At 70.8% G+C, this 20,753-nt stretch carries 16 protein-coding genes and 2 tRNA genes; 12 read left to right on the forward strand and 6 right to left on the reverse strand.

Annotated elements, in window-relative coordinates; translation table 11 throughout:
- Positions 1-39 precede the first annotated feature (39 nt).
- Positions 40-1,698 carry a histidine kinase famiy protein gene (locus BM430_RS22090; protein WP_244539614.1) on the reverse strand — a complete coding sequence of 553 codons (1,659 nt, stop codon included), beginning with the start codon at positions 1,696-1,698 and terminating at the stop codon, positions 40-42.
- Positions 1,699-1,921: 223 nt separating this feature from the next.
- On the opposite strand from BM430_RS22090, the gene BM430_RS22095 reads away from it, so the two are divergent.
- From BM430_RS22095 to BM430_RS22110, 4 genes are all read left to right on the forward strand, one after another.
- A tRNA-Pro gene (locus BM430_RS22095) sits at positions 1,922-1,998 on the forward strand.
- A gap of 88 nt (positions 1,999-2,086) precedes the next feature.
- Positions 2,087-2,163 (forward strand) — tRNA-Pro (locus BM430_RS22100).
- Between the two features lie 298 nt (positions 2,164-2,461).
- On the forward strand, positions 2,462-2,944 hold the full coding sequence (locus tag BM430_RS22105; RefSeq protein ID WP_093569404.1) for a Ros/MucR family transcriptional regulator: 483 nt from the start codon (positions 2,462-2,464) through the stop codon (positions 2,942-2,944).
- Between the two features lie 83 nt (positions 2,945-3,027).
- Entirely contained in the window at positions 3,028-3,858 is an 831-nt protein-coding gene (locus tag BM430_RS22110; protein ID WP_093569405.1) for a class I SAM-dependent methyltransferase, read from the forward strand.
- Between the two features lie 31 nt (positions 3,859-3,889).
- Here BM430_RS22110 and BM430_RS22115 read toward each other — a convergent pair whose 3' ends face one another.
- Positions 3,890-4,474 (reverse strand): HupE/UreJ family protein, encoded by a 585-nt coding sequence (locus BM430_RS22115; protein WP_093569440.1) that lies wholly within the window; start codon positions 4,472-4,474, stop codon positions 3,890-3,892.
- A gap of 379 nt (positions 4,475-4,853) precedes the next feature.
- Here BM430_RS22115 and BM430_RS22120 point away from each other — a divergent pair, with 379 nt between their 5' ends.
- Both BM430_RS22120 and BM430_RS22125 read left to right on the forward strand, forming a co-directional pair.
- Positions 4,854-6,911 (forward strand): M23 family metallopeptidase, encoded by a 2,058-nt coding sequence (locus BM430_RS22120; RefSeq protein WP_093569406.1) that lies wholly within the window; start codon positions 4,854-4,856, stop codon positions 6,909-6,911.
- 577 nt (positions 6,912-7,488) lie between these two features.
- On the forward strand, positions 7,489-9,657 hold the full coding sequence (locus BM430_RS22125; RefSeq protein WP_244539615.1) for a cation:proton antiporter domain-containing protein: 2,169 nt from the start codon (positions 7,489-7,491) through the stop codon (positions 9,655-9,657).
- A 247-nt stretch (positions 9,658-9,904) separates the two neighbouring features.
- Here BM430_RS22125 and BM430_RS22130 read toward each other — a convergent pair whose 3' ends face one another.
- The 4 genes from BM430_RS22130 to BM430_RS22145 all read right to left on the reverse strand — a co-directional run bounded on the left by BM430_RS22130 (position 9,905) and on the right by BM430_RS22145 (position 12,164).
- On the reverse strand, positions 9,905-10,378 hold the full coding sequence (locus BM430_RS22130; protein ID WP_093569408.1) for a DUF1178 family protein: 474 nt from the start codon (positions 10,376-10,378) through the stop codon (positions 9,905-9,907).
- 111 nt (positions 10,379-10,489) lie between these two features.
- Positions 10,490-11,329: a carbon-nitrogen hydrolase family protein gene (locus BM430_RS22135; protein WP_093569409.1), complete on the reverse strand. Its 840-nt coding sequence runs from the start codon at positions 11,327-11,329 to the stop codon at positions 10,490-10,492.
- A gap of 79 nt (positions 11,330-11,408) precedes the next feature.
- Positions 11,409-11,666 carry a glutaredoxin 3 gene (gene grxC, locus BM430_RS22140; RefSeq protein ID WP_093569410.1) on the reverse strand — a complete coding sequence of 86 codons (258 nt, stop codon included), beginning with the start codon at positions 11,664-11,666 and terminating at the stop codon, positions 11,409-11,411.
- Positions 11,667-11,807: 141 nt separating this feature from the next.
- Complete coding sequence (locus BM430_RS22145) at positions 11,808-12,164, reverse strand: cell cycle two-component system response regulator CpdR (protein ID WP_048427828.1); 357 nt, start codon at positions 12,162-12,164, stop codon at positions 11,808-11,810.
- A 222-nt stretch (positions 12,165-12,386) separates the two neighbouring features.
- Here BM430_RS22145 and BM430_RS22150 point away from each other — a divergent pair, with 222 nt between their 5' ends.
- The 6 genes from BM430_RS22150 to bcsA all read left to right on the forward strand — a co-directional run bounded on the left by BM430_RS22150 (position 12,387) and on the right by bcsA (position 20,734).
- Positions 12,387-13,277 (forward strand): N-formylglutamate amidohydrolase, encoded by an 891-nt coding sequence (locus BM430_RS22150; RefSeq protein WP_093569411.1) that lies wholly within the window; start codon positions 12,387-12,389, stop codon positions 13,275-13,277.
- A gap of 142 nt (positions 13,278-13,419) precedes the next feature.
- A complete protein-coding gene (locus BM430_RS22155) occupies positions 13,420-14,304 on the forward strand; it encodes an HpcH/HpaI aldolase/citrate lyase family protein (RefSeq protein WP_093569412.1) in 885 nt (294 codons plus the stop codon).
- A gap of 208 nt (positions 14,305-14,512) precedes the next feature.
- Positions 14,513-14,860: a hypothetical protein gene (locus tag BM430_RS22160; RefSeq protein WP_093569413.1), complete on the forward strand. Its 348-nt coding sequence runs from the start codon at positions 14,513-14,515 to the stop codon at positions 14,858-14,860.
- A gap of 1,090 nt (positions 14,861-15,950) precedes the next feature.
- Positions 15,951-17,459: a PDC sensor domain-containing protein gene (locus BM430_RS22165; RefSeq protein ID WP_143132099.1), complete on the forward strand. Its 1,509-nt coding sequence runs from the start codon at positions 15,951-15,953 to the stop codon at positions 17,457-17,459.
- Positions 17,460-17,568: 109 nt separating this feature from the next.
- A complete protein-coding gene (gene bcsS / locus BM430_RS22170) occupies positions 17,569-18,291 on the forward strand; it encodes a cellulose biosynthesis protein BcsS (protein ID WP_093569415.1) in 723 nt (240 codons plus the stop codon).
- 79 nt (positions 18,292-18,370) lie between these two features.
- Complete coding sequence (bcsA, locus tag BM430_RS22175) at positions 18,371-20,734, forward strand: UDP-forming cellulose synthase catalytic subunit (RefSeq protein ID WP_093569416.1); 2,364 nt, start codon at positions 18,371-18,373, stop codon at positions 20,732-20,734.
- Positions 20,735-20,753 lie beyond the last annotated feature (19 nt).

Here is a 20,753-nt window from a genome sequence, read left to right on the forward strand (position 1 = left end):
GACATCGTCGTTTCCGCGGGATCCGTGCCCAGTGATGGCTCAGCCGTGATGCGGCTCGCCCGGGGCCGGCATCGGCCTGGCGCCGCGGTCGAGGGCGGCGCGGATCCGGTCGGCGAGCTCGGCCTTGCGGTAGGGCTTGCCGAGCACGTCCATGGTCGGGGTCGCGGGGCCCTCCGCCACCAGGTCCTCGTTGTAGCCGGTGGTCAGCAGCACCGGCAGGTCCGGCCGCATCCTCTGGGCCCGGTCGGCCAGGATCAGGCCGTTGACGCCGCCCGGCATCACGATGTCGGAGAACAGCAGGTCGATCCGCGTCTCGCGCTCCAGGATGTCCAGTGCCTCCTCGCCGTCGCGGGCGGCGAGAACCTGGTAGCCGAGGCTCTCGAGGTATTCGCGGGCGAGCGCCCGCACGTCGTCGCTGTCCTCGACCACCAGCACGGTCTCGTCGCCGCGCCGCAGCACCGCCTTGCGTTCGACGGGCTCCTCCGCGGCTGCCGCGCCGGGACCGGCCGGAAACAGCATCGTGATGGTGGTACCGCCGCTCGGGCGGCTCTCGATCTCCAGCCGTCCGCGCGACTGCTGCACGAAGCCGTGCGCCATCGCGAGGCCGAGGCCGGTGCCCTTGCCGGGGCCCTTGGTCGAGAAGAACGGCTCGGTCGCCCGCTCGGCGACGTGGGGCGGCATGCCCTCGCCCTCGTCGCGGACCCGGAGCGCCACGTAGTCGCCGGGCGGCAGGCCGCGGGCACGGCCGTTGCCGTTGAGGTGCACGGACGCCGTCGAGATCGTCACCGTGCCGCCCGCCGGCATCGCGTCGCGGGCGTTGATGAGCACGTTGAGCAGCGCCATTTCGAGGTTGGTGCGGTCGATCGTGACCGCCGGCAGCCGCGGCGTCAGGTCGAGGCGCACCGAGACGGTGCTGCCGAGCGTGCTCTCCGCCACTTCCGCGAAGGCGAGGACGAGGGCGTTGAGGTTGAGCGAGCGCGGCTCCAGCCGCGCCTTGCGGGCGAAGGACAGGAGCTGCTTCGTCAGCTTCGCGCCCCGCTCCGCCGCGCCGGCGGCGTTGGCGAGCTGGCGCTGGGCCCGCTCGCTCGTCACGGCATTGCGCGCCAGTTCGAGGTTGCCGGAGACGACCTGGAGCAGGTTGTTGAAGTCGTGGGCGAGGCCGGCGGTGAGCTGGCCGATCGCCTCCATCTTCTGCGCCTGGCGAAACGCCTGCTCCGACACGCGCCGCCGGGTCACGTCGAGCTGCGAGGCGAAGAAATAGACGATCTCCCCGGCCGCGTCGAAGACCGGGCCGATGAAGATGCCGTTCCAGAACGGCGACCCGTCGCGCTTGTAGTTGAGGATCTCGGTCGCGATCGCCCGGCGCTCCTCCACGGCCTGGCGCAGCTCGGCCACGGTCTCGCGGCTGGTCTCGGGCCCCTGCAGGAAGCGGCAGTTGCGGCCGATCAGCTCGGCCTGCGTGTAGCCGGTGAGATCCTGGAACGCCCGGTTGGCGAACACGATCGGGTTGTCGGGCTGCCGCGGATCGGTCAGGATCATCGGCATCCGGGTCATCTCGATCGCCGCGAAGAACACGCTGCCGCGGTCGTCGAGACCGGGCTCGCGGATCGTCGCGGATTTCAGGTGCGCCAAGGACGGCGCCTCCGCGGAGTGGCTGGCTCCCGGCTCCGGCACCCCGGCCTGATCGTCCTCGCTCACGCCGCCACCCGGCTCGCCATACGCCACCCCGCCGGTGTCGACTTCCCCTGACGATGGGACAATGGGGGGCGGGAGCAAATCGCGCAAGGCCCATCCCCTCCGTACGCCCGCCGCCGCGGCCCGGACCATGCCGGCTCAAGAAACTCGGCCATCACGCATGAACGGCCTTGCGGCCCCCGGATGCCCTCGCTATAAGCCCGGTCGTCGGCCACGGCCGGCCGTTCGGAGTGTAGCGCAGTCTGGTAGCGCACCACGTTCGGGACGTGGGGGTCGCAGGTTCAAATCCTGCCACTCCGACCAGCCCTCTCACGAGGCTGAGTCTTCCCGAGACCATCAGGCATCTGCACAAGATGTTTGGTTTGTACGATACCCGTGCCTTCGGGCGCGTCGGAGTGTAGCGCAGTCTGGTAGCGCACCACGTTCGGGACGTGGGGGTCGCAGGTTCAAATCCTGCCACTCCGACCATTCATCCGCCGCCGGGCGGATCCTCCTCAAGACTTATCCCTCATCGGCTCTCGAACTGGCCGCGATGCTGCGCGCCGGCCCCTGCGCCGCATCCGGTGGGCGCGCGACGGCCCCGCCGCAGCGTTCGCCTACATCGAAGAGCGTAGCCCGTCTCATAAACATAGTTTGTTCGACCTCCTCCCAAGTGATTGAGGAACACTGGTTACGCCCACAGGATTAACCGCTGTCGACGCGCAGTCTGTTTGACGTTCGATCATCATCATGCATTCTTCATCACGAATGCAGACGGGGTTGGGCGATGAATGTCGAGGAGAATGGCTCTGGTGACCGCGTCGTCGATCTTTGCGCCGCGATCATCACGGCTTACGTGTCCAACAATGCGGTGCCGCCGAACGAGTTGCCGCCGATGATCGGCGCCGTCCACTCGACCTTGACCCAGCTGATGGCGCCGCCCGCGCCCGAGCCGCCGAAACCGGAGCCGCCGATCCCGATCCGCCGGACGGTAACGGCGGACCACATCATCTCCCTTGAGGACGGCAAGCCCTACAAGACGCTCAAGCGCCACCTCGCCGGCCGCGGCCTCACGCCGGACCAGTATCGCGAGAAATGGGGATTGCCGCGCGACTACCCGATGGTCGCGTCCAACTACGCCTCGCAGCGCTCGGAACTGGCCAAGAACAGCGGCCTCGGCCGGCGCCGCCTGCGCGGGGCCGATGACGACGCCGGCGCCCCGGCCGGGGCGCCGCCCGCGCGGCGGGGACGGCCGCGCAAGACCACCTGAGGCCCCCACCTGAGGCCCCCTTGCCCTCGGTCTCGCGCCGGCTGTAGCGTCGGGGTGGGACCACGGGACGAGGGCGTGCGCCGATGCCGGAGCCGATCACCCAGACCGAGTACTGGAACGGCGACGTCGGCACGCGCTGGGCCGACATGCAGGCGGAGCTCGACCGGGTCTTCGCGCCGCTGACCAACGCCCTCATCGAGGGGGCCGGCCCGCGGCCCGGCGAGCGGGTGCTCGATATCGGCTGCGGCTGCGGCGAGACCGCCCTCATGGCCGCCGCGCGCGCCGGGTCCGGCGGTGCGGTGACGGCGGTGGACGTGTCCCGGCCGATGCTGGCCCGGGCCCGCGCCCGGCCGGCCACCGGCGCGCCGATCGCCTGGATCGAGGCCGATGCCCAGACCCATCCCTTCGCGCCGGAGCACGATCTCGCGCTGTCGCGCTTCGGGGTGATGTTCTTCGAGGACTCGCGCGCGGCCTTCGCCAACATCCGGCGGGCCCTGCGGCCGGGGGGACGGCTCACCGTCCTGTGCTGGCGCGCGCTCGCCGAGAATCCGTGGGTGAGCGTGCCGCGCGACGCAGTGCTGAGCGTGGTGCCCGAGCCGCCGCCCTCGCCCCCGGGCGGCCCGGGTCCGTTCCGTTTCGCCGACGGCGGGGCGCTGGTCGCCCTCCTCGGGCAAGCCGGCTTCGCGGCGCCTGCGGTCGCGCCCGTCGACCGTTCGCTGGAGATCGGCGCCGATGCGGCGGAAGCCGCGCGCTTTTCCGCCACCGTCGGGCCCATCGCCGGGCTCCTGCGGGAGATCGCGGATCCGCTCACGCGCGAGCGGGCCCTGACGGCCCTGCGGGAGGCGATGCCGGCACAGGGGCCGGTGCATCTCGGCGCCGCCTGCTGGCTCGCGACGGCGGTCAATCCGGGGTGACCGGAGCCGCGCGGCCCCGGTCGTTACGGTCTCAGAGGCTTCCGGCCAGCACCGCCACGCCCGCCACCGCCACGGCGGCCCCGGCGAAGGGCAGCGCGCGTCCCTGCGTCACGCGACCGGCGGCGAGGCCGAGCCCGATGCCGGCGAGGTGGAGCAGCGCGCTGGCCGTCAGGAAGCCGAGGCCGTAGGTCAGGCCGGAGGCGGTCTCGGGCATCTCGGCACCGTGGGCGTAGCCGTGGAACACCGCGAAGGCCCCGACGAGGCCGAGCGCCGCGGCGAGCGGCAGGCCGGCACTGAGCGCGGCCGCGAGGCCGAACGCCACCACCGACAGGCCGATCCCGACCTCGACGAAGGGCAGCGCGATCCCGGCGGCGCCGAGCGATCCCCCGACCGCCATCATCCCGAGGAAGGCCAGCGGCACCGCCCAGAGCGCCCGCCCGCCCCGCGCCGCCGCCAGCAGGCCGACCGCCACCATGGCGAGGAGGTGGTCCGCGCCGCTCAACGGATGAGCGAAGCCCTGCGCGAGCCCGGCGGCCTCGCCGTGGCCCGGATGCGCGAAGGCGGCGTGCGAGGAGAGGAGCAGCAGGGCGGCGGCGAGGCCGGCGTGACGACGCATCATGGAGAACTCCCGGAAAGGGGCGGCGAACCGTAGCGTGGGGAACCGTAGTGCAAGAGAGGCCGCCGTGGGAACCGCCGCGGCGCGGGAAACGGCGCGGGGATCGACGCTTCGTGCCCCGGCCCGAAAGTGGTCCGGGCGCCGGCGCCGGCCATGCGGCAAATCGAGCGCCGCGCCGAGGGAAGCCGACGCCTCAATCCTGACATGCTGGCGCCGGAGAGACAGCCTTGAGGATCCGGCGCGCGGACCGCGCGGCCGGCTGGGGATGCGCCTCCCGCCCGCCGTTGATTTCCCTGCGTGGCCCACGCATGGTCGCGATGCCGTGGAGCGAAGCGTCCTCCTCGCCGTCGTGGCCGTGCCGCGTCGGTTTTCGGAACGGATGAGCGAAGGAGAGACGGTGAAGCGCGCGCGGCTCGACCCGGTCGGATCCCAGCAGGCGCCCCGCGGCCGGTCGGCCGATCCGGGCCGGGAGCCGCCGCTCGACCTGTCGGGCGCCGCCTCGCCGCGCTCCGACCGGCGCGACGTCAACCTGCGCTGGCTCACCGCCTGCGTCCTCACCGGCATGACCGGCGCCGGGCTGATCGGCTCGGCGATTTGGGTCTCGCTGCAGGGCGAGGTCACCTTCGCCGAATTGCCCCAGGCCGTCACGGTGGCGCCCCGCCCGGTTGCCAGCGAGGGCGGCACCAACCTCGTCCGCAAGGGCGACCGGCTGGTGCGCAACCCGATGGTGGCGCTCGCCAAGCAGAGCTTCAAGGCCCCGGTGACCCTGAGGGCGGGCGAGCGCGAGATCATCAAGGTCCGGCCGTTCGTGCGGATCGCCACCGCGCTCTCGGCCACCGCCGGGATGGCGGCGACCGACATCCCCTCCTTCGACCCGATGCGGTTCTTCACCGATCCGGGCACCGACCGTACCCCGGAGGCGCAACCGCCCGCCGAGACGCCGGATGCCGAGGTATCGGTGGTCAAGCGCGATCTCGGCGACCTCGCGGTGCCGGCAGGCGCCCCGGCCCTCTCCGACGAGGACGTCGCGGCGCAGATCGAGGAGGAGCGGCGGCTCGCGGCCGAGGCCGGCCGGCGCGCCGCGCTCCCCATCGCCCCGCAGCTGATGCTCTCGCGCACGCTGCGCAGCATGGCCGCCCTGCCGGGCCTCGACGGGACCGGCGATTTCGGCGGTTCGTCCGGCCCGTTCAAGTCGATCGAGGTCCGGGTGATGCGCGAGAACGTCACCGATCTCGCCAAGATGGAGCGCGAGCGCGACGCGCCGCTGGTCGAGGAGCGCGACGTCGCGATCAAGCGCGGCGAGACTCTGGAGGGCGTGCTCCGGGCCAATGGCGGCCTCGACGAGCAGATCCGCCCGATCCTGGCGGCGCTCGGCACCCGGGTCCGCTCCGGCGCGGTCGGCGAGGGCCAGCAGATGCGGCTCCAGGTCGGCCCCGGGCCACGGGCCGGCGACCCGCGCCAGCTCACCCGGGTGATCCTGTACGGCGAGTCCGGCGTCGAGGCGATCGCCGCGATGAACGACCGCGGCGCCTTCGTGTCGGTGGCCCCGCCGGTGCCGGAGGGCGTCGCCCAGAAGCCGGCCGCGAAACCGGAGGCCGACGACGACGACGAGGGCACCGGCGCGCGCCTCTATGCCAGCCTCTACGAGACCGCGGCGCGCTACGACCTGCCGCGCTCGACCGTCGAGGACCTGGTGCGGATCTTCGGCTACGACGTCGATTTCCAGCGCCGCGTCGCCACCGGCGACGGCATCGAGCTGTTCTACACCTACGACGAGGAATCCGGCGGCTCGGCCGAGCGGCCCGACATCCTGTTCGCGGCGCTCAACCTCGGCGGCGAATCGCGGCGCATCTACCGCTTCCAGTCGCCCGACGACGGCAGCGTCGACTATCTCGACGAGGCCGGCCGCTCGCTGAAGAAGTTCCTGCTGCGCAAGCCGGTCGCCGACGGCAACATGAGCTCCGGCTTCGGCTATCGCCGCCACCCGGTGCTCGGCTACGCCAAGCTCCATACCGGCGTCGACTGGTCGATCCGCATCGGCACCCCGATCTTCGCGGCCGGCAACGGCACGGTGATCAAGGCGGAGTGGGACTCGGGCTACGGCCGCCGGGTCGAGATCCAGCACGCCAACGGCTACGTCACCACCTACAACCACATGTCCCGGTTCGGCCGCGGCGTCAGCGCCGGCGCCAAGGCGCGCCAGGGCCAGATCATCGGCTATGTCGGCTCCACCGGTCTCTCGACCGGCGCCCACCTGCACTACGAGGTGATCATCAACGGCCACTTCGTCGACCCGATGAAGATCCGCGTGCCCCGCGGCCGCGAGCTCGACGGCCGCCTCCTGGCCGAGTTCCGCCGCCAGCGCGACCAGATCGACGGACTGATCCAGAAGTCGGGCGCGCCGACGACGCTGGCGCAGCGCGAGGCGATGCGCTGAGATCTGTTCGACCTGCAAATCTGTGGCCGCGGTCGATCGTTCCGTCCGACCCATGACCCACCTTGAGCAACCATTGGATTGGTTGAGCGCGACCTGAACCGGCTCGCATGGCTGCACTCTGGGCGGCAGCCCGTGGCTGCGTCCAGTCGCACCGGGACGACGAGGCGATCGTCGTGTCGTTCGACGAGATGCGCGACGCGGCATTCGGAGATGGCGAAGGGACTGTTCACGTCTCCCACGATGGGCAGGGCGGATCAGGCCATCATCGGCCCGAGGCGATCCACCGCCATCCACGCAAAGTGAGCAAGGACCATAAAACGGGGCAATCCCTCGCGCATCCAGCGACGACGTGGCAGCCCGGCGGCCCGGCACGCGATCGCACCGATCGGCGCATGACGGCGCGCCGCCCGGAACCGGCCAAGCGCCCCCCGGTTGACGCTCGCTCGAAGCGAGAGGACCGAGAGACCCGCGTGCGAGAGACCAGCGCCCCTCCGCCCTCCCCTCCGGCCCCGTCCGGCGGGCCCACCGCGTGAGGCCGGCGCTCCTCGTCCCGGCCCTCCCGGTCTTGATTCCAGTCTTGGCGATCCTCGCCGCCGGCGCCGCGCAGGCCGCCGGGATCGGCTCGGGCGGCGGCCCGTCGGAGGTCGTGCTGGTCGTCCAGATCGTGCTGCTCCTCACCGTCGGGCGCCTGCTCGGAGAGGCGATGCTGCGCGTCGGTCAGCCGGCGGTGATGGGGCAACTGCTCGCCGGCATCCTGCTCGGGCCATCCTTCCTCGGGGCGCTCTCACCGGACGCGCAACACTGGCTGTTTCCGCCGGGCCGCGACCAGAAGGCGCTCCTCGACGGCATCGCCCAGCTCGGCATCCTGCTGCTCCTGCTGATGACCGGCATGGAGACCGACCTCGCCCTGGTGCGCAAGGTCCGGCGCGCGGCGCTCAGCGTCTCGGTCACCGGCGTCGCGGTGCCGTTCGGCTGCGGCTTCCTCCTCGGCTGGTTCCTGCCCGAGGCGATGCTGCCGCATCCGGAGCTGCGCCTCGTCACAGCGCTCTTCCTCGGCACGGCGCTGGCGATCTCGTCGGTCAAGATCGTCGCCATGGTGGTGCGCGAGATGGATTTCCTGCGCCGCAACGTCGGCCAGGTCATCGTCGCCTCGGCGATCATCGACGACACGATCGGCTGGGTGATCATCGCGGTGATCTTCAGCCTGGCGCAGGCCGGTACCATCGATCCGTGGGAGGTCGGGCGCAGCCTCGCCGGCACCCTGGTGTTCCTCGGGCTCAGCCTCACGGTCGGGCGCCGCCTCGTCTTCCTGCTGATCCGCTGGGCGAACGACTCGCTGCAGAGCGAGGCCGCGGTCATCACCGCGATCCTGGTGCTGATGGGCGTGCTGGCGCTGATCACGCAGGCCATCGGCGTGCACACGGTGCTCGGCGCCTTCGTGGCCGGCCTCCTCGTCGGCCAGTCGCCGATCCTGACGAAGCGCATCGACGAGCAGCTGCGCGGCGTCGTCACCGCCCTGTTCGCGCCGATCTTCTTCGGGCTCGCGGGGCTCAGCGCCGACCTCACCATCCTGCGCGACCCGCGCCTCCTGCTCCTCACCCTCGGGCTCATCGCCATCGCGAGCCTCGGCAAGTTCGCCGGCGCCTTCGCGGGCGGGCTGCTCGGCGGCTTGAGGCGGTCGGAATCCCTGGCGCTCGCCTGCGGCATGAATGCCCGCGGCTCGACCGAGGTGATCGTCGCCTCGATCGGGCTCGGCATGGGGGCGCTGAGCCAGGACCTGTTCACCATGATCGTCGCGATGGCGCTGATCACCACCCTGGCGATGCCGCCGACCCTCCGCTGGGCGCTCCACCGCCTGCCGCTGAAGGGCGAGGAGAAGGAGCGGCTGGAGCGCGAGGCGGCGGAGGAGCGCGGCTTCGTCGCCAATCTCGAACGCCTGCTCGTCGCCGCCGACGACGGCGCGAAGGGGCGCTTCGCCGCCCGGATCGCCGGCCTCGTCGCCGGCTCGCGCGGCATGCCGGTGACGGTGGTGCGGCTCGGGCCCGGGACGGAGGGCGCCGTCCTGTCCGGCACCGTGTCGGAGGCCGCTGAAGGAGCGCGCGACGAGGAGGCCGGGGCGGTCGAGGTGACCGAGCTCGTCCGCGACGCGCCGGCGGCGGAGGCCGTCGCCGAGGAGGCGGCCAAGGGCTACGACCTCCTGATCGTCGGCATCGACCCGACCGTGGCGCCCGAGGGCGGCCTCGCCGATGCAGTGGCCGGCGCAGCCGAGCGGTTCGACGGGCCTCTCGCCATCGCGGCGGCGCGAGGGGCGCATCGCGAGGACCCGGAGCGCGCCGCCCTCTCGATCCTGGCGGTGATCGACGGGACCCGGGCCGCGAGACGCGGCGCCGAGGTCGCCGTGACGCTCGCCCGCGGCGCGGGCGCACCGCTGACGGTGCTGTTTCTGTCGCAGGCCGCCGGCCCGCGCCGCCGCCTCACCGGGTTGACCACCGGCTTGGGCCAGGGCGATTCGGCGGCCTTGCGCGACGTGCTCGACCTCGCCGAGCAGGCGGGCCTGCGGGTGCGGACGGAGGTGCGCGCCACGCGGGCGCCGGAACGGGAGATCCTGCGCCGGGCCCGGGCAGGGAATCACGACCTGATCGTGATGGGCCTCACGCGCCGCGCCGGCGACGGCGCGGCTTTCGGGCCGCTGGCCGAGACGGTGCTGGAGGCGTCCGACCGCTCGGTGCTTTTTCTGGCGAGCTGATTCGCAATCAGAGAGAAAGAAGTTGCCTCATCGATCTCTTCTCCCTTTCCCGGACGACTGGAACGAAGTGGAAGGAGATCCGGGATCCAGCACAAAAAGTCGCGAAGCGTCCGTGTGTCTGCAACGGTGCAGTCAAGGAGCCGCTTCGCGGCACTTCTCTCCTGAATCCCGGATCTCCTTCCGCTGACGCTCCAGTCGTCCGGGAAAGGGGTGAAGCAACTGAGAGTGAGGCGAGACGCGTGCGCCCTCAGTTCCGATCGTCGGGCAGCGACGGCAGGGGCTGCACCGCGATCCCCTCCTCCAGCAACGAGCGCGCCTCGGTGAGGCTCGCCTCGCCGTAGATCGCCCGCTGCTCGGTCTCGCCGTAATGCATCCGGCGGGCTTCGGTCGCAAAATTCTCGCCGACATGGTCAGCGGTGCGGGCGACGTGCTCGTGCAGGGCGCGGATCATCGCGCGCAGCTGCCGCTCGGGCTCGGCGACCAGGTTGACCGGCGCCTCGGCAGGGGCCGGGACCGCGGGCGCGCTCGGCGCCTCGACGGGAGCCGGCAGGTTCGCTGCGCGGCCGAGGGACGGCGCCATGATCTGCTTGGCCACCTTCGGGCTGTCGCAGAACGGGCAGGTCACGAAGCCGGCCCGTGCCTGCTCGTCGTAGGACTCGCTCGACGGGAACCAGCTCTCGAAGCTGTGGCCGGAATCGCAGGACAGGGCGTAGCGGATCATGACCGGGATATCGGGGGGCGGGCGCGCGGTTGCGAGGGGCTGCGACGCGCGAAGCGCCCCTTGTGGCGGAAATCCGACACCAAGGGAATGCCGCGCGGCCGTAGCCCTTCGTCAGGCCCGGGCGGCCTCGACCACCACGGGCTTCGCGTGGCGCAGGGCCGGGATGCGGGCGCGGGCATCGGCGACGAGGGCCATGTCGATCTCGGCCAGGATCACCCCGGGCTCGCTGCTGTCGGCCTCGGCGAGCACCCGGCCCCAGGGGTCGACGATGAGCGAGTGGCCGTAGGTCTCGCGCCCGTCCTCGTGCCGGCCGCCCTGCGCGGCCGAGATCATGAACGAGCCGGTCTCGATCGCCCGGGCGCGCTGGAGCACGTGCCAATGCGCCTCGCCGGTCTGGCGGGTGAAGGCGGCGGGCGCCGACAGGATCTCGGCCCCGGCCTCGGCCAGAGCGCGGTAGAGAGCGGGGAAGCGCACGTCGTAGCAGATCGCGACGCCGAGCCGGCCCCAGGGCAGGTCGGCGACGACGGCCCGGTCTCCGCCGGTATAGGTCGCCGATTCGCGGTAGCTCTCGCCGTTCGGCAGGTCGACGTCGTAGAGGTGGAGCTTGTCGTAGGCGGCCGTGATCGCGCCCTCGCGATCGATCACGAAGGCGCGGTTGGCGACCTTGTCGCCGTTCTTCACCGCCAGCGAGCCGACATGGACCACGATTCCCCGCTCGCGGGCGACGTCGCGCAACGCCCCGAGGGTCGCGTCGTCCTCCGGCGCGCGGATCTTCTGAAACAGGCTCGGCCGGTCGCGCTCGAGGAGCGAGGTCATCTCCGGCGTCTGGACGTAGTGCGCCCCGCGTTCCGCCGCCTCGCGGATGCCCGCCACCGCCGCGTCGCGGTTCTGCGCGGGGTCGCGGCCGGAGCGCATCTGCACGCAGGCGGCGACGAAGCGGGGAGCGGTCATGGGTTCGACTCCGGAAGACGCCGGAAAGCTTACGCTGGAACGCCGCCGCCCCGCCAGGGGCGAGACGTCGTCGGGCGCCTCAGCCGGCGAGGAGCGGGTCGAGCTTGCCGGAGCGGTCGAGGGCGTAGAGGTCGTCGCAGCCGCCGACATGGGTCGGGCCGACGAAGATCTGCGGCACGCTGGTGCGGCCGCCGGCCTTGTCGATCATCTCGCGCCGGGCGCCCGCCTTGGCCTCGACGTCGATCTCGGTGAAGGCGGCGCCCTTCTCCTGCAGCAGCGACTTCGCCGCCGCGCAATAGGGGCACCAGCTGGTGGTGTAGATCGTGACCGGCTGCATCCGTCCGCTCGCGCGCTGCTGGGGAGGACCCCGATATAGGGGCCCGCGGACAGCCGCGCCAGCGGCGGCGTCGAGCCGCCGGCAGCGTCTCGACCCGGGGCGGCCTCAGGCCGCCATCGGCTTTTCGACCTGGGGGCGGCCTCAGGCCGCCATGAGCTTCTCGACCTCGGTCACCAGCTCGCGCAGGTGGAACGGCTTCGACAGGACCTTGGCGTCCTTCGGGGCCTTCGAATCCGGGTTGAGCGCCACCGCGGCGAAGCCGGTGATGAACATCACCTTGATGTCGGGGTCGAGCTCGGTGGCGCGGCGCGCCAGCTCGATGCCGTCCATCTCGGGCATCACGATGTCGGTGAGGAGGAGCTCGAACGGCTCCTCGCGCAGGCGGTTGTAGGCCGAGAGCCCGTTGTCGAACGAGGCCACGTCGTAGCCCGCGTTCTGGAGCGCCTTGGCGAGGAAGCGACGCATGTCGTTGTCGTCTTCCGCGAGGAGGATCTTCATGAACGAAAGTCCCGGATACCGATTCGGTGCGTTCATTCCATAAAGCGGCCGCGTGGTAAACAGAGTGTTGACGCCGGGCCGTCCGGGCCGGTTTCCCCCGGCGGAATTCTGACGCTGCGTCGCCCCCCTCGCCGCAGTGGACAGGCAGAGGAAGGGGCGCCAGATTAGCCGGATGAAGGTGCGATCGCGTCCCGTCCCCACCCTGCTCCTCCGGACGGCCGGATGAGCCGGGTCTCTCCCGCCAGCCTGTTCACGCCGCCCTTCCGGGTGGACGAGCCGGAGCGGCAGACCCTGCCGTTCGTCTACAACACCGGCCATTCGGGAGCGGTCTATCCGGCTTCCTTCGTGGCCGCCTCGCGGCTCGACGCGGTGGCGCTCCGCCGCTCGGAGGACGCCTTCGTCGACCGGCTCTACGCGCCCGTCGTGGGTTTGGGCGCGCCGCTGATGCAGGCCGCCTTCCCGCGGGCCTATCTCGACGTGAACCGCGAGCCGTACGAGCTCGACCCGCGGATGTTCGACGGGCGGCTGCCGCCCTTCGTCAACGTGCGCTCGATGCGGGTGGCCGGCGGCCTCGGCACGGTGCCGCGGGTGGTGGCGGACGGCCAGGAGATCTACCGCACCCGCCTGCCGGTCGAGGAGGCGATGGCGCGGATCGAGGAACTGTACAAGCCCTATCACCGCACCCTGAAGGAGCTGGTGGCGCGCACCGCCCGGACCTTCGGCCACGCCGTCCTGATCGACTGTCACTCGATGCCCTCGACCAGCCTCGCCCGCGACGAGGGACCCGCGGTCGACGTGGTGCTCGGCGACCGCTTCGGCACGTCCTGCGCGCCGGACCTCGTCGATTGCGCCGAGGCGGCCTTCCGCAGCCACGGCCTGCGGGTGGTGCGCAACAAGCCCTATGCGGGCGCCTTCATCACCGAGCATTACGGCGAGCCCGCGCTCGGCCGCCACGCCCTGCAGATCGAGATCAACCGCGCCCTCTACATGGACGAGCGCAAGCTCGCGCCGCGCCCCGGCTTCGAGGCCCTCTCGCGAACCCTGACGGCGGTGGCCGAGACGCTCGGCCACGCCTCCCTCGATCTGCGGCCCCGCCGCATCGCCGCCGAGTAGACTGGACGGAGCGCCCGTCCCCGGTTCAGGGCCGGGGACGATCCGGGCGGGACACCCATCATCCGCGGGCCGGCCGCCGACTATGTTGCAACGCAATCGCGCGCTGCCGTAAGCAGGAGGCGACCGCAAGGGAACGCCTTCGATGATCGACCTCCGCCTCCGCCGCAGCGTGCTCTACATGCCGGGCTCCAACCCGCGCGCGCTGGAAAAGGCCCGCACCCTGGCGGCCGACGCCCTGATCCTCGACCTCGAGGACGCGGTGGCGCCCGACGCCAAGGAGATGGCGCGCGAGCAGGTCTGCGCCGCGGTGCGCCAGGGCGGCTACGGCGAGCGCGAGCTGATCATCCGGGTCAACGCCCCCCAGACTCCCTGGGGCGAGGCCGACCTGCGCGCCGCGATCGAGGCGAAGCCCGACGCGATCCTGATGCCGAAGGTCTCCTCCCCGGCGGTGCTCGAGAACATCGCCGACCGGCTGGAGGCCCTCGACGCGCCGCCGGAGATCAAGATCTGGGCGATGATCGAGACACCGGCCTCGATCCTCAACATCCAGGCGATCGCCGCGGCCCGGCGCAATCCCGGCACCCGGCTCACCTGCTTCGTGCTCGGCACCAACGACCTCGCCAAGGACACCTGGACGCAGATCGTGCCCGGCCGGGCCCCGATGATGCCCTGGCTGATGACGGCGCTCGCCGGCGCCCGCGCCGAGGGCCTGACGATCCTCGACGGCGTCTACAACAACTTCTCGGACACTGACGGCTGCCGCCAGGAATGCGAGCAGGCCCGCATCCTCGGCTTCGACGGCAAGACCCTGATCCATCCGAACCAGGTCCCGCTCGCCAACGCCGCCTTCGCGCCGACCGAGGAGGAGGTCGCGGTGGCCCGCATGGTGATCGAGGTCTACGAGCGCCCCGAGAACGCCAAGCGCGGCGCGATCCAGATCAATGGCCGCATGTTCGAGCGCCAGCACATCCCGATGGCCCGCCGCTCGGTGGCCTGGGCCGAGGCGATCGCCGCGAAAGGTCAGTGATTCGCGCGGCTGCGAACCGAATCATCCGGGCTTGACGCCCGGATGGTTGCAGCGCACAAATTGTTTAGGAATAATTAACGCGCGATCTCCGGGGGCGCTCCCGGAGCCGCCTCGCCCGGCGCCGCCGGGCCCGACTTCGCGATACCGTTTCGGCGCCCCGTCCGTGCCGGCGCCGCTCCCTCGACAGATCCGCGACGGAGATGCCCCTATGCGCTGCGCGCCTCCCGCCTTCGAGACCATCTTCCGCATCCCGGGCGAGCACCGGCTTGAGAGCGCCGGCATGCTCGGCCGCGGCGGCCGGGTGTTCGGGATGTGCTGGTTCCACCAGGAATACGACCGCGACGACCGCCTGGTCGCGCGCTACGAGACCTACGACGAGGTCGGGGCGGACGGCGCGCCGCGATGCGGCTGGCGCCGCTACGACGAGGCCGGCCGGCTCACCCTCGGCCACGAGGTCGGCATGCGCTGGGCCGCCCTGGTCGAGAGCCTGTCGCGCCGCGAGGCCGAGACGGTGCTGCAATCCCCGCGGCGGGCCGCGGAGCTTGCTCTGGCCTGAATTCGGTCGGTTCGGGCGATTTTGACATCTTCAGATGTCTGTCCCACCCACGCCCTCACCCTGAGGTGCCCACGCAGCGGGCCTCGACGGAGGGCTCCAGGACTCTCCGCGATCCCTGGAGGCCTCCTTCGAGGTCAGTCGATTTTCAATCGACTAACATCTCTGGATGAGGTTGTGGGTGGGATACGATGCTGCCGATTGGTCAAACAGCCTCTGATACTTCTGGCGAATCCTTCCGTCTGGTTGGCTCGTTGATGTGGCAGCACCGTCCGATGCTCGCGGAAGGCTCGTCCTGTCGCTTCAGCCAAGCTCGCCCGCCGAGGTTCCCGGCCAGACCGCCGTGGCCCGAGCCGCGTTCCCTCGGGCAATGCCGGCCTGCGGCTGCGGGATGAGCTTGGCACCGTGTTCACCAACGCGCAGTCCACGGCGTCGTTCTCCTCCCGCGGCCGTCCGGCCGGGGCGCCCTGACGGCTGGCGCTCGTCACCGTGCTGCAGTTGTGCGAGACCCTCTCGGATCGCCGCGCGGCCGCGGCCGCGCGTGGCCGCATCGACCGGAAGGACGCACTCGGCTTCGAACTGCCGAGGCCGAAACGCGCTATCCCGCCAACGGCGGTGACCGAGCCTTCGCCTGACCCAAGACAAACAGCCTCCGAAAAACCCGGAGTGGTTCACCCGAGCGCAGTCGGGGACAGGGCCGCCGCGGTGTGGCGCGCGTGCTACGGTTGAGCCCTCAGTAACAGCGCAACGAAAACCCCGTGCTTGGGCATGATCGCAGTGCCCGCGGCCTGACCCTGCTCCCGTCCGGTGGCTTCGCCGTTGATCCGGTTGAGGAGGCAATAAGAGGCCCCAGTGGGACGCCCCGCCACCCGCACTAGGCAAAAATTTCATCCTTTTCCGCTCTCTAATCGAACCTTCATCATTCGCCCTCTGCCTCGTTTACTATTTTCGACTAAAATTTGATCGTTTTGATGTTCTTTGTCCAGCCGAATATTCCGCATTGCAAAAAACATGCATTACATTGTCGTAAATACTAGCGTTAACTCATTGTTAACCATGTTCTGCTGAGTTGGAGCCCTAACAAGTTCCGGCGTTGAACCTCTCACCCGATCCCAACCAATCCAGAGTATCGATGGGCCCTTGCCTTTTCACGTCGGTGCGCAGCCTGCTCACGCTTCTGCTCGTCTGCGCATCCGGGCTGGGCGGCATCGCCGTCCTCACCGGCGCGGCACCCGATGGGTCGCGAGGACGAGGGCTCACCTCACAGCAGAGCGCGATTGTTCTGGCCGAGCGGCTCGAGAGCGCACTGCTCGCCGTGAGCCAGGACGTGAGCATCGTCGCCGAGAGCTTGTCCGTCCAAGTTACCGATCCGGCAGCGATCGACCTCCTGCTGGCCAAGTGGCAGCAACTCCACCCGGACTATGCCGACATCCTCGTCGCCGACCGGGCGGGACGCGTCCGGGCCACCGCCCGTGGGCAAATCGTTGGTTCCGACCTCTCCGGAAGCCCGTGGTTCACTAAGGCTCTCGTCGGGGGCATCGTCGGGGATGCGGCCGAGGGAAGCCGGGCCGGCGTTAGGCTTCCTCGCAACATCATCGTGTCAGCCCCCGTGGGAGCGCGGTCGAGCCTGGGCGTCGTCGCCGTCCAGCTCACGCCAGAATGGGCCGACACCGTGGTCGCCGCGGCCCGACGGATCCTTCCCGAGGCCGGGCGCAATCTTTCCGTCACGGTCCTCAACGGCACCGGCCGCGCCCTGCACCGGTCCGGCCCGGAGCCCGGCGGCCCGGAATTCACGGCTGCCGTCGGCGATCTGGAGCGCGGAGGGCCCGGGTGGCTGGTGGCGGTTCGCTCGCCCGAGGCGGAAGCCGAGGCCGCCGGGCTCCCGCTCCTCCTGCTGACGGCCGCTGCAGGGCTCGCGGGAGCTGCCGGATGGGTCCTGGGCGGGCGGCTCACCCGGGCGATCGCCGATGCCGAGGCGCTCTGTCGGCAGGAGGAGGTGCATCGTCCGATGGGGCGGCCGGTGACGCGCGATCTCCTCCGACTGACCGATGCCCTGCGCGCCGCGATCGACCGGAGCCAGGGCTACGAGCGCCTGCTCCGGGAAAAGCGCATCGCGCTCGCCCGCAGCCAGGATCGCATCCGGGCCATCCGCACCCTGTCCGGCTCGACGTGCTGGGAGATCGACCGGTCGACGGGCCAGGTCGTCTGGACCGACGGCGACGGCGCGGCCGCGGGCTCGGTGCCCGAGCGCGCCTGCGCGCTCGGCGACGTCCTCGCCCATCTCCGGCCTGCGGACCGGCCTGCCCTCGAAGGCGCCCTCGATGCCGTCGCGGTGGAGCGGGGCAGTATCCGCGACGTGATCGTGGCGACCCGCCCTGGCACCGAGCGGACTGCCGGACGCTGGCTGGCCTTCCGCGTCGCGACGCTCGGCACCTCAGAGACCGCGAGGGTCTACGCGTTGAGCCGCGAGATTGCCGGTCACGCGCTGTCCAGCACAACCGCCGGACGTGTCGCGAGCAGTCGGGAGGAGCGCGTCGACGGACCAATGCGACGGCTCGCTGAGGCCGACATCGAGCAGGTCGACGGCGGTATCGCTGCGTAGTTAACTCGATATTAACCAATAAATATGAAATTCTTCCTCATAACACACGCGAAAACGCGCGGCTTTCTGGGGGTCAGCGGTGTTGGACTGGTTGCCGAAATCTTCGGTCTTGTTGGGATTGCTCGCTCTGGAGCCGACGGCCAGCGTCGCGGCCGACTGGTACACGGGCGTGGAGCGCGAGGTCGACCGCGACGAGTGGATCGTCGCCGTCGATGCCGGCTCGACCGTGACCACGAACAACTCCGCCTTCGGCTCGCTCACGGCCACCATCGCGCCGGTCGACACCCTCCTGCAGAGCGGCCTGCGCGTGCGCCTCCAGGGCGTCGCCGGGACCTACTCCTATCCGGGCGCTGCGGTCCGCCAGACGGTCACCGGGGTCCAGCAGGAGGGCACGGTCCTGCTCGGCTACGAGTGGATCTGGCAGCAGGCGGCGCTCGCCGGCTACATCGGCATGAACGTGCGCAGCAACGAGCTGTCGATCCTCGATCCGGGCAATCCGGTCGTTGGAACCGGCCTCGGCGTCAAGGTCGCGGCGGACTTCTACGCCAACCCGACGGAGAACACGCTCGTCGCCGTCAATGCCTCCTACTCGACGCTGTTCAACGCCTACTACGCCCGCTTCCGCGCCGGCTTCGCCGTCGCGCCCGGGGTGTTCATCGGCCCGGAAGGGACGCTGCTCGGCGACAACTTCTTCAACGGCTGGCGCGCGGGCGGTCACGTGACCGGCTTCGCGGTCGGACCGATGAAGTTCTCCTTCGGGGCCGGCTATTCCTACGACCGGGTCCGCAAGGGCGGCTACTACACCAGCGTCGACGGCCGGATCGCGTTCTGAACGCCGGCCGCGGTCGCCGCGCCAGCCCTCTCCCCCACGCCCTCAACCCACGACCTCCCACCCCTCCCGGAGCGGCCGGATGCCCCCTCTCCTCGCGCGCGCCGCGTGGCTCGCCAGCGCCGCCCTGATCCTGCTGCTGCTGGCCCAGCCCCTCGGGCCGGCCGTCCAGCTGGAGATGAGCCTCGGTGCGATCGTCCTGATGCTGCTGCTCTGGCCGCTGGCGAAGGGCCGGACCGGCCGCCTGACCTTCCTCGCCATCGGCAGCCTCGTCGTGCTGCGCTACATGTACTGGCGCGTGTCGAGCACGCTGCCGCCGGTCAGCGATCCCCTCGGCTTCGTCGCCGGCACGATCCTGCTCGGCGCCGAATTGTACTGCTTCTACATCCTGGCGATCAGCCTGGTGATCAACGCCGACCCGATCCGGCGCGGACCGGCGCCGCAGGAGGAGGACGACGACCTGCCCACGGTCGACGTCTTCGTGCCGAGCTACAACGAGGACCGGCACATCCTGGCGACGACGCTGGCGGCGGCGAAGTCCCTCGACTATCCGGCGGGCAAGCTGACCGTCTGGCTCCTCGACGACGGCGGGACGGACCAGAAATGCGCCGATTCCGACCCGCACAAGGCGGAGGAGGCGCGGGCGCGCCGCACGGTGCTGCAGGCCCTGTGCGCCGATCTCGGCGTCTCCTACCTCACCCGCGCGCGCAACCAGCACGCCAAGGCCGGCAACCTGAACAACGGCCTGCGCCACTCGGTCGGCAAGATCGTCGTGGTGCTCGACGCCGACCACGTGCCGTTCCGCTCGTTCCTGCGCGACACGATCGGCCATTTCGGCGCCGACCCGAAGCTGTTCCTGGTCCAGACGCCGCACGCCTTCCTCAATCCCGACCCGATCGAGCGCAACCTCAAGACCTTCGACCGGATGCCGTCGGAGAACGAGATGTTCTACGCGGTGGGCCAGTGCGGGCTCGACAAGTGGAACGGCTCGTTCTTCTGCGGCTCGGCGGCCCTGCTGCGGCGCGCGGCGCTCGAGGAGGCGGGCGGGTTCTCCGGCATCACCATCACGGAGGATTGCGAGACCGCCTTCGAGCTGCATTCCCGCGGCTGGACCAGCATCTACGTCGACAAGCCGCTGATCGCCGGCCTCCAGGCCGAGACGCTGTCGGACTTCATCGGCCAGCGCTCGCGCTGGTGCCAGGGCATGATGCAGATCATGATCCTGAAGAACCCGCTGTTCAAGGGCGGACTGAAGCCGCTGCAGCGGCTCTGCTACATGTCCAGCATGACGTTCTGGCTGTTCCCGCTGCCGCGACTGGTCTTCATGATCGCGCCGCTGCTCTACATCCTGTTCGACATGAAGATCGTCGTCGCCAACGTCGACGAGGCGATCGCCTACACCGCGACCTACATCGTGGTGAACCTGATGATGCAGAACTACCTCTATGGACGGGTGCGCTGGCCGTTCGTGTCGGAGTTGTACGAGTACGTCCAGGGCCTGTTCCTGATCAAGGCGACGGCCTCGGTCATGCTCGCGCCGCGCAAGCCGACGTTCAAGGTGACGGCCAAGAACATCACCCTCGACCACGACCAGCTGTCGCCCCTGGCGCTGCCCTACGTCATCGTCTTCGCGGTGCTGTTCGTCACGATGGGCATCTCGGCCTGGCGCTACCTGTTCGAGCCCGGCGTGACCAACCTGATGCTCGTCGTCGGGATGTGGAACCTGTTCAACCTGATCACCGCGGGGGCCGCGCTCGGCGTCGCCGCCGAGCGGCGCCAGACCGAGGCCGCTCCCTCCCTGGCGGTCGACCGGCCCGGGGTGCTGAACCTCAACGGCATGGCCATCGACGTGACCGTCGAGCGCATCTCCAGCGCCCGCTGCCGGATCCGGATGGACGCCGTGGTTCCGATGCGTCGCAGCAGCGACGGGGCGCTCGGCAGCCTCTCCCTCGCGCCGCAGGCCGGCCTGCCGCTCCTGGGCCACGCGCCGGCGATTCCCGTGCGCGTCACCGGCATCGCGGGGGCGGGCGACGAGACGGTGTGCGAGTTGGTCTTCGAGACGATGACCCCCGGAAGCTACGTCGTGCTGGCCGACCTCATGTACGGCGACGCCGACGCGATGGTCCGCTTCCAGCAGCGCCGGCGCACCCACAAGGACATCCTCTCCGGGACGGTGCAGTTCATCCTCTGGGGCCTCGTGGGACCGGTCCGGGCGCTCTCCTGCCTGATGGCGGGGCGCGCGGCGCGGATGGCCGAGCCGGGCGCGGCGCAGGCCCAGGCGGCCCCTTCGCGCCGCACGCCTCCCCCGAAGGCGGCGCAGCCGCCCGAGCCCGCGGCCTCGAGCTGGCGCCAGCTCGTGACCGAGATCAAGCACGCCCCCGCCGCGACCGAGCGGGGACGGCGGTCGTCCGACCCGCTGACGCCCCAGGCCGGCAGCGCCGGCTGAGCCTTCCTCCGATCAGCTC

The organism is Methylobacterium sp. 174MFSha1.1, assembly GCF_900116815.1.
In the GTDB taxonomy this organism is placed as follows: domain Bacteria; phylum Pseudomonadota; class Alphaproteobacteria; order Rhizobiales; family Beijerinckiaceae; genus Methylobacterium.